General features: G+C 41.5%; 9 protein-coding genes and 4 pseudogenes. 8 read left to right on the top strand and 5 right to left on the bottom strand.

Going from position 1 to position 8,518, the window contains the following annotated elements; genetic code table 11:
* The first annotated feature begins 135 nt into the window (after positions 1–135).
* The 4 genes and pseudogenes from BGL89_RS00225 to BGL89_RS00240 all read left to right on the top strand — a co-directional run bounded on the left by BGL89_RS00225 (position 136) and on the right by BGL89_RS00240 (position 3,078).
* A pseudogene (locus BGL89_RS00225) lies at positions 136–1,718 on the top strand (IS1634 family transposase).
* Positions 1,719–2,078: 360 nt separating this feature from the next.
* Positions 2,079–2,312 carry a hypothetical protein gene (locus tag BGL89_RS00230; protein WP_286823626.1) on the top strand — a complete coding sequence of 78 codons (234 nt, stop codon included), beginning with the start codon at positions 2,079–2,081 and terminating at the stop codon, positions 2,310–2,312.
* Positions 2,299–2,562: a hypothetical protein gene (locus BGL89_RS00235; RefSeq protein WP_286823627.1), complete on the top strand. Its 264-nt coding sequence runs from the start codon at positions 2,299–2,301 to the stop codon at positions 2,560–2,562. The genes BGL89_RS00230 and BGL89_RS00235 overlap by 14 nt, the downstream gene beginning before the upstream one ends.
* A gap of 207 nt (positions 2,563–2,769) precedes the next feature.
* Entirely contained in the window at positions 2,770–3,078 is a 309-nt protein-coding gene (locus BGL89_RS00240) for an Rpn/YhgA-type helix-turn-helix domain-containing protein (RefSeq protein ID WP_502692580.1), read from the top strand.
* Positions 3,079–3,141: 63 nt separating this feature from the next.
* On the opposite strand, the pseudogene BGL89_RS21145 reads toward BGL89_RS00240, so the two are convergent.
* From BGL89_RS21145 to BGL89_RS00260, 4 genes and pseudogenes are all read right to left on the bottom strand, one after another.
* Positions 3,142–3,222: pseudogene (locus BGL89_RS21145) on the bottom strand (PEP-CTERM sorting domain-containing protein); the annotation flags it as partial.
* An 88-nt stretch (positions 3,223–3,310) separates the two neighbouring features.
* A complete protein-coding gene (locus BGL89_RS00250) occupies positions 3,311–4,489 on the bottom strand; it encodes an LL-diaminopimelate aminotransferase (protein WP_286823629.1) in 1,179 nt (392 codons plus the stop codon).
* Between the two features lie 16 nt (positions 4,490–4,505).
* Positions 4,506–4,868 (bottom strand): thioredoxin family protein, encoded by a 363-nt coding sequence (locus BGL89_RS00255; RefSeq protein WP_286823630.1) that lies wholly within the window; start codon positions 4,866–4,868, stop codon positions 4,506–4,508.
* Between the two features lie 45 nt (positions 4,869–4,913).
* A complete protein-coding gene (locus BGL89_RS00260) occupies positions 4,914–5,792 on the bottom strand; it encodes an ABC transporter permease (protein ID WP_286823631.1) in 879 nt (292 codons plus the stop codon).
* Between the two features lie 732 nt (positions 5,793–6,524).
* Here BGL89_RS00260 and BGL89_RS00265 point away from each other — a divergent pair.
* Positions 6,525–6,752, top strand: a pseudogene (locus BGL89_RS00265) (type II toxin-antitoxin system VapC family toxin); the annotation flags it as partial.
* 27 nt (positions 6,753–6,779) lie between these two features.
* Positions 6,780–7,859 carry a nicotinate mononucleotide-dependent phosphoribosyltransferase CobT gene (gene cobT, locus BGL89_RS00270; RefSeq protein WP_286823633.1) on the top strand — a complete coding sequence of 360 codons (1,080 nt, stop codon included), beginning with the start codon at positions 6,780–6,782 and terminating at the stop codon, positions 7,857–7,859.
* A gap of 253 nt (positions 7,860–8,112) precedes the next feature.
* Here the strand turns inward: cobT and BGL89_RS00275 are convergent.
* Positions 8,113–8,241: pseudogene (locus BGL89_RS00275) on the bottom strand (zinc-binding dehydrogenase); the annotation flags it as partial.
* Between BGL89_RS00275 and BGL89_RS00280 the strand changes: the two are divergent.
* Together BGL89_RS00280 and BGL89_RS00285 are read left to right on the top strand one after the other, a co-directional pair.
* The gene (locus BGL89_RS00280) at positions 8,239–8,400 is read left to right on the top strand and encodes a hypothetical protein (protein ID WP_286823634.1); all 162 of its coding nucleotides are present in this window, start codon (positions 8,239–8,241) and stop codon (positions 8,398–8,400) included. The pseudogene BGL89_RS00275 and the gene BGL89_RS00280 overlap by 3 nt on opposite strands.
* Positions 8,376–8,518 (top strand): helix-turn-helix domain-containing protein (locus tag BGL89_RS00285; protein ID WP_286823635.1); only part of this gene is annotated, 143 nt, incomplete at its 3' end. The genes BGL89_RS00280 and BGL89_RS00285, both read left to right, overlap by 25 nt.

Genomic DNA, 8,518 nt, shown 5'->3' on the forward strand with positions numbered 1-8,518 from the left:
GATTGAATCTTTTCAGAGGTTTGGGTTTTCTCTCAATAACAGAGGGACAGAGGTGGTTAGCTGAACGTTGGGAAAAACTGATAGTTTTATCAATGAGATAATAAAGGGGAAAAAAAGGAAATATCGTTGACTAAAATGAGAGCAGAAATAGAAATCAAAAACTTAGACCATTTGGGATTAGTAGCAGGTCTGATTGATGAATTAGAAATAGAAAGTATTGTTAATGAGGCTGTAGGAATAGATAGTCGATAAAAAGTAACGGCGGGTCAAATAGTCAAAGGAATAATTATCAATGGATTAGATTTTATCTCGAAACCCTTGTATTTATTTCCTCAATTTTTTGCTAATAAACCCGTAGAAGAGCTACTGGGAGAAGGAATCAAAGCCGAGGAAATAAATGAGCATAAAATTGGGAGAGTAATGGATAAAATCTGGAGATATTCTCTAGATAAATTATGGATAAATATATCTCTAAAAGTAGTTAAAAAATATCAAATTAACACAAAATATAGTCATTTAGATTCGAGTTCAATATCGGTTGAGGGAGAATATAAATTAGAAGAAGGAGGAAAGGGAAGTATCGAAATAACTCACGGATATTCAAGAGATCGTCGTCCAGATTTGAAGCAATTTATGATTGATTTGATGGTAAGTAGTGATGGGGATGTTCCACTATTAATGAGAATCGGGTCGGGAAATGAATCAGATAAAACTATCTTTGGTGAACTAATTGAGAAGTGTCAAAGTAATCTGAATTGGTTAGACAATCTATGTAGCAGATAGTGCTTTATATACAGCCAAGAACTTACATAGATTAGGAAAGACTAAATGGCTAACGCGGGTTCCACTAACAAGCAAAAAAGCCCAAGAAATTATTACAAATGTTCCAGAATACGAGTTAAGAATTAGCTAAGATAGTCGATATAAGTATGAAGAGCAAGAAGTGAATTATCCCGGGATTAAGCAAAGATGACTAATAGTATTAAGTGAAATGAGACAAAAAGCAGAGGAAGAAAAAATAGAGAAAAAAGTGAAAAAAGAAAGGAAAAAAATAGAGAAACAGTTGAGCAAATGGCAGGGAAAAAGAGCAGTTACTCTGGCTGAACTTAAAGCTGAAGTCAAACAATTTACGAAGCAACTAAAATATCATTACATTGCTGGGATAGAATATAAGCAAAAGTTAAATAAGCAAAAAAAAGAAGTCTGTAATTGCTCAGGAATTATTCAAGAAAATTCGGCAGTAATCGCCCAAGAAATCGCTAAAGCAGGCAAGTTTATTATAGCTACCAATGTGCTAAATACGGAAGAATTATCATCAGAAAAAATGCTCAGGGAATACAAAGTGCAACAATCTTGTGAACGGGGTTTTCGGTTTCTCAAAGACCCCTTATTTTTAGCCGATAGTGTATTTTTGAAAACCCCTCAAAGAATTGAAACAATGGGAATGTTAATGGGATTATGTTTGTTAGTTTATAGCATTGGGCAAAGAAAGCTCAGGAATGAGCTACAGAGTCGCGGAGAAATGATTAAAAATCAATTAGGAAAACTGATAAATAGACCGACAATGAGATGGATATTTCAAGAATTACAAGGAATCCATGTGGTGGTAATTAATGGTGAAAAAATGGTTAGTAATTTAACTGATAAAATTTTTAATATTCTTCAATATTCTTCAATATTTTTCGATTAATTGTCAAAAATATTATCTCATCAACTAAGCCAATATAGTTGCTAAATTTCCAGAAAATCAAGATTAATCAAAAACAAAGTGTTATGAGTCATGATAATATCACTTGAGTTTTATCCTGTTTAAATTTAAGTTTTTAACAAGTTTCACTTTCAGTAAATTCTTGAGGCTTGCTTAAATTTCGGTTTGGTTTCATTTTTGGGTGTGACTTCCATCATATTTTGCTCATACTACATTTTGAAGTGCGGAATGTGGGTTAGAAGTTTAATAAATCTCAGATTATGAACGTCTAAAGTATATCAACAGACGATTAATTCTATTTTAGCCGATGCCGTTTTTAATGGCTCTAATGCTACTCATGTCGTAAGTTTTGAAACGGAAAGATTTCGCGGTGATTAATGTAGATCAAGTTAAAGAAAGAATGCGTCTATGGACTCCGGAAAGATTTGATGAGGTTTCCGGAGAAGAAACGTCAAAGAGGTTAATCATTTGTGGGAGCGCGTTGGTAGATTTCTTTTCTTTAAAAATTACTCCGACGGACTATCTTGATATAGTTGAAAGCTGCGGGGTAGATGTTGATGAATATTTAGAGATAATCAACGAGAACCTGTATGACATCGTATAATGCTAGTAATTTTAATAACTGGCAGTATGTCTGGAATCAAAGCTTTACAGCAGAACCAGCACTGGGAAACAGACCAGAATTAGAGCGGTTTTTTCCTTTACCAGAAATTTCTGTACCGATTCAGTTAAGCTCTGGGTTACTTGCTTTTTACGCTACAAGTCAAGGTGCTAATCCTAAATGGAAGTTTGCGGCTAACGTCAAGCGCAAATATGCCACGGGGTTGACTGGCGAATGCAAAACGCTCGCGTAGCGAGATCGCACTCTCGGCACTGTTCCGCTTACCTTATTCGCTAAAAAGCATACAGGATAAAGGTTACAGCAATTTTAAAACCCTTCCCTTAAAAAATTAAGCAAACAATGAGTTATTACCCTTTGCCGTCCTCAGCAATACCGATGACCCCGAACAGGTGTTAAGTCAGGTGTCCCGTTCTCTAGAAACTATCTCCCAAAAACTCTGGTGTCCCGTTCTCTAGAAACTATCTCCCAAAAACAGGTGCAAAGCAATCTCGCTGCCGCTACCAGTATTCTCGCCGGGTTAGTATTAAATCGAGAGACGATTAAAAAAATTCTTCGGAGTGACATTATGAGAGAATCCGTCATCTATCAAGATATTTTAGAGGAAGGCAGAGAGGAAGGAGAGGAAGAAAAAGCTCGACAAATTGCCATGAAAATGCTATCCGCCGGTTTTTCTATCCCAGAAATCGCCCGATTTACTGATTTATCCCCCGACGCGATCGAGCAATTACAAAGACAGCAGCACAATTAAAGCTTTTAACTGCAAAGGTGGGGAATTAGGGAAATTTTAACTCATCTCCCCACCCCACACCGGTTAACGACGTTTAGCGCGGCGACGCACCACTAAACCACCCCCTAGTATGCCTAATCCGATAATACCAGAAGGTTCGGGCGTGGACACATTACCAATATCACCCGGAATATCAGAAGCAACAAGGCGAAAGTTATCCATTGCAGCATAACCACTGCTTAGAATATCGCTTTTATCCCAAAAAAGCGCCAATTTTCTCCACGGCAGCCTCTAGAATATCGGGATCGTGAACTAAGGCAAAACGCACATACCCCTCACCACCCTTACCAAAACCGGAACCGGGGGAAACAGCGACACCGGTTTGGGCCACCAATTGCCGACAAAAATCGACGGAATTACCCGGCCAACTGGGGGGAATTTTCGCCCAAACGTACATAGTGGCAGCCGGAGTGGGAACCGACCAACCGATGCGATTTAGGGCATTAATAAACACATTCCGGCGTTTTTGGAAGATAGCGACGGTTTCTTTGACCGAATCTTGATTACCAGTTAAAGCAGCGATCGCACCGTTGAGGATGCCCAAATACTGATTAAAATCAACCATGGCTTTAATCTGTCGCAAAGCCATAATTAACTGCGGGTTGCCAATGGCGAAACCGATGCGAAAACCGCCCATATTATAGGACTTGGAGAAGGTAAAAAACTCGATCGAATTAGTTTTAGCTCGATCGGCCTGTAAAATTGACGGGGGAGGCGATGTTCCCGCAAAAAAGATGTCTAGATAGGGAAAATCGTGGATTAAAACTAAATTATGCTGACGGCAAAAATCAACCGCTTTTTGGAAAAATGCTAAAGGCGCGATCGCTGTGGTGGGATTATGGGGATAACTCAAGACCATCAGCTTCGATTGTGCCAGCACTGGCTCAGGAATGTCCTCTAAAACCGGCAGAAAGTCATTTTTTGCCAAAATTGGCATTCCGTAGATTTGACCGCCGGCAAGGGCAACACCGCCTAAATGGGAGGGATAACCCGGATCGAGGAGTAGGGCAAAATCTCCGGGGTTGAGAAGGGCCAAAGGTAGATGGGCTGTGCCTTCCTGAGAACCGATTAGGGGTAAAATCTCCGTTTCCGGATCGACGGGGACACCAAAGCGATCGCTATACCAGTTAGCGGCAGTTATTCGGAAGTCTCGCGTACCATTATGGAGTAAATAGCCGTGGGTGTGAGGATCGTGGAGAGATTGCTCGATAGCATCGATAACGTGGGGAGCAGGACCAAGATCGGAGGAACCGAGCGAAAGATCGATAATGGTATTACCCGCTTCTCTACTAGCAGCTTTTGCCCGATCCATATCGGCAAAAACGTTGGATTGCAGTGCCTGTAAGCGGTTTGCTAGGGTTAAGTTATTCATAACCACAGATACCTAATTAGCTGACATAGGTATCGATAAAAGATTGTAATTGTTGTTTGCCGAGCGCCCCTTCATGAGTGGCAATAATTTTGTTATCTTTAAAGATGCGTAAAGCGGGAACACCTTTCACATCACATTTAGCCACCGAGTTGGGGTTAGGGTCTATTTCTAGTTTAACTACTTTTAGCCGTTCGCCGTAGGTTTTCGCCACCCAATCGATCGAGGGAGATACCAGACGGCACGGACCGCACCAACTCGCCCAAAAATAGACTAAAACGGGTTTTTCGACCTCAAAAACCTCTTGGTCAAACTTCTGATCGCTAATGACAGTTACGCTACTCACAGTATTTATTTCCTCACCATCGCTACTGATCATCATAGAGGTTCTGGGTAATTTTCGGCAATTATCCACTTCTACGCTTCCTTAAACATTAGGATCAAAGACATCCCGTAAACCATCACCGATAAAATTAATACTTAACACCGTGATCACGATAGCTAGAGCGGGAAAAATGACCAAGTGGGGGGCAGTTGTCAAGTAATCTTTAGCTTTAAATAACATTTGGCCCCAAGTCGGCACATCGGGGGGGAAACCCAAACCCAAAAAACTCAGGGTTGACTCGGTAATAATCGCATTACCCACGGCTAAAGTGGCAGCCACGATCATCATTCCCAAAACATTGGGTAATAAATGCACCCAGATTAAACGGAAAGGACTGGCCCCCAAAGCAATCGCGGCCGATATAAATTCCATCTCCCGTAATTTTAAGAAATTTCCCCGCACCAATCGCGCCACCGACATCCAATTTAAACCCCCGATTACCAAAACCACAAGGATAAAAATGCCCGTTTCCGGTCCAGCGATTTTTTTGATACTATCGCGAAATAGATAGACAATCAGTAAAAGTAGGGGCAATTGGGGCAAAGATAGGAATAAATCCGTTAATCGCATCAATAAGCCATCGATCGCGCCCCCGTAAAACCCAGAAATAGCCCCGATCGCTGTCCCTAGAATCATCGCCACTACCATAGCAGCAATTGCCACCGCTAGGGAAATTCGACCCCCCACCAAGATTCTCGCTAATTGATCCTGGCCTAGATCATTAGTCCCGAAAAGATGTTTTAAACTAGGGGGAGCCGTAGCTTGACTAAAATCGATCGCATCGATAGGGACTCGATAGAAAATCGGACCGAATAGGACAGCAAGAATAATTATCATTAATGCGATCGCTCCTATTACCGCCGGGGGATCTCGGTAAAAACGTCGCCAAGTATCGATAATTGCAGAAGACAGGGGAGACATAAGCTGTTAAGTGTTTAAATTACTTGTTGAGATAAGGCACTCTTGCATTGGGGGAGATTCCGCTAATCTAAGAATAAGCGGTTTAAATGCGTCTTAGCTTACCAAATACGGAGAAAGTTTGAAGTTTTTTGAGCAGTCTTTACCAGAAGACAATAATTTAATTCATCCTCCACTTTTAAAGGCTAAAATTCAATCTTTGCTACCCAAAAAAGCTGATTTTATTTTACATGATGAATGAGAAACGATTAATGATAGTTGTTATGTTATCCGAATTGAATGGCTTCAAGAATTAGAATCACAGTATATTGGGGATACAGATACGACGTTAGATTGTCTAGAAATATTACCACAAGAGTTGATTAATGTAATGGTTGAATAAGAAATAAATTGTTTCTAAATATAAAACCTTAGATAAAGCTAGGACAATAATCGTAAATCGGGAAAAATATACCGAGAATTAATTGACACAATTAAGTAAATTTATCATCACTGCTCAAGCTAAAGAATATGTAGAATTGTCCTTATGTAGGGTCTGCTGAATAATGGTAAAACCCTTTTAAAATAAAGCTTTTGACCTGTTAAAGTCCGATGTTAGTGCAAGAAAATAGGATTGGGCAACAAAGCCTGAAACTCCTGACTCCTGACTCCTGACTCCTGACTCCTACCCCCACCGAAAAACTTTTTCAGCAAACCCTATGTAAATGCGATAATGTGCCTAATTTTGGTAGAACCCTTCAAGAGTGGATTCAACAAGCTTTAACAGTAGCTAAAATAGATATATTTTCAATTACCCCCGAAATTGCCATTAGAGCCGTTAATTTATCTCCCATTCACAAAGATACTTTTGACCGTATTATTATGGCTACAGCCTTAGCATACGGTGCAAAACTGGCTAGTATTGATAACTTATTTCCTAAATATGTCGAAATCAAAGATCATCTCATGGAGAGAGCGAAATAGTGATAAGTAAGAGGACAAAATCAACAGATGATTAAAATTTACACGGAAATCGAACGGGGGCAAAATTGGTTACAGCGCCATCAAAAATCTTGTCCAATATTTGCCCTAGTTTTGGGGTTTACCGAGACGGGATTAATCCCCGGAATCTCCACTGCGGGGGCAACTCCAGAGGATAGAAAATATACTGCGATCGCCGATGCCGAATTTGTCGTTAAAGGGGTTTCTCCCCATCCCCGTTATCCCTTACCTCCCCTAACGGTAGGCGCTTCTCCTGCCTATATTACCCGCGCCGTGGTGGAAAATCTAGCCATTCCCGTCCGGGTTTTTAATGCGGGTTTACCCTTGCCCCCGGCCGTCGATTATATCGAACTGGGGGGACAACCGGCCCGTTGTCTCTCCACCGGCCGCGCCCTAGATCTCCCCATAGTAAAACACCTGTTCGCCCAAGGATTAACCTGGGGAGAAAAATTAGCCCGCCAGTCTAGTTATCTAATTATCGGCGAGTGTGTGGTCGGTGGCACCACCACCGCCCTCGCTATCTTAACGGGATTGGGTTATCAGGCCAAGGGCAAAGTTAATAGCAGCCATCCCCAGTGCAATCATGCTCAGAAACAGGCAATAGTTGAGCAGGGATTGGGTAGAAAAGAATTTTTTGATCCTTTTGAGGTAATCGCCACCCTAGGCGATCCTCAGCAGATTTTCGTCGCTGGCATGGCGATCGCCGCCAGTCGGCAGGGTGGGGTACTCCTCGCCGGAGGAACCCAAATGTTAGCCGTTTCTGCCCTAATTCAAGCTCTAGTGGCTAAATATGCCTATCCGGTTAACTGGGAAAATATCATCGTCGGCACAACTCGCTGGGTAGCGGAAGATAAAACGGGGGATACGGTGGGATTAGCCCGCATGATCGGAAAATTGCCTTTATTAGCGACACAATTAGACTTTTCTGCCTCTAAATACCCGGTTTTGCAAGCTTATCAACAGGGTTTTGTCAAAGAGGGAGTGGGTGCGGGGGGATGTGCGATCGCCGCTTGTCTGTACCGGAATTGGACTAATCAAGATTTGGTCAAAGCGATCGAAAATTTAATCGGGTTTCAACTAAACTGTTGACTATCTAGGGTCTGCAGCAAAAAGTTTTTCTTGGGAGCAGGGTGTAGGGTGTAGGGTTTTACCGATTTTCAGGTGGTCAATTACCTAATTTTCAGGGAAAAAGTACCTGAATTTTCCCCCTGATCACTCCCATGCCGGCCACTTTTGGATTTCAAAAAGGTCTAAAAGTCTTATCCAACAAGGTTTTTAGATTTATTCAGCCAACCCTAAATACGCGGGCAGCTTATGAGAGAAAATAGTGACAAGCAGATTTCTAGTCGATAATTAGGGCTATTTTCCCCGTCACCGAACCAGTTTCTAGCAATTGATGGGCGCTGATAGCTGTCGCTAAAGGGAAGGTTTGGGAGAGATGAATAGTTAACTTTTTCTCATCGAAAATTTGGGTCTGAAACCCCGTCGTTCTACGACGGCTTTACCGTTAAATACTAGCACATTTACACGATATATGCTAAAATGTGAGACATGGAAAAAGCCTACTCGTTCCGATTTTACCCCACACCAGAACAAGAGTCGCTATTGCGGCGCACTTTGGGCTGTGTAAGATTAGTTTACAATAAGGCACTCCATGTCAGAACACAAGCATGGTACGAAAGACAAGAAAGAGTAGGATATACTGAAACTTCTTCAATGCTAACCGATTGGAAAAAGCAAGAAGAATT

The sequence above is a fragment of the Microcystis sp. LSC13-02 genome, from assembly GCA_002282935.1.
Taxonomy (GTDB): domain Bacteria; phylum Cyanobacteriota; class Cyanobacteriia; order Cyanobacteriales; family Microcystaceae; genus Microcystis.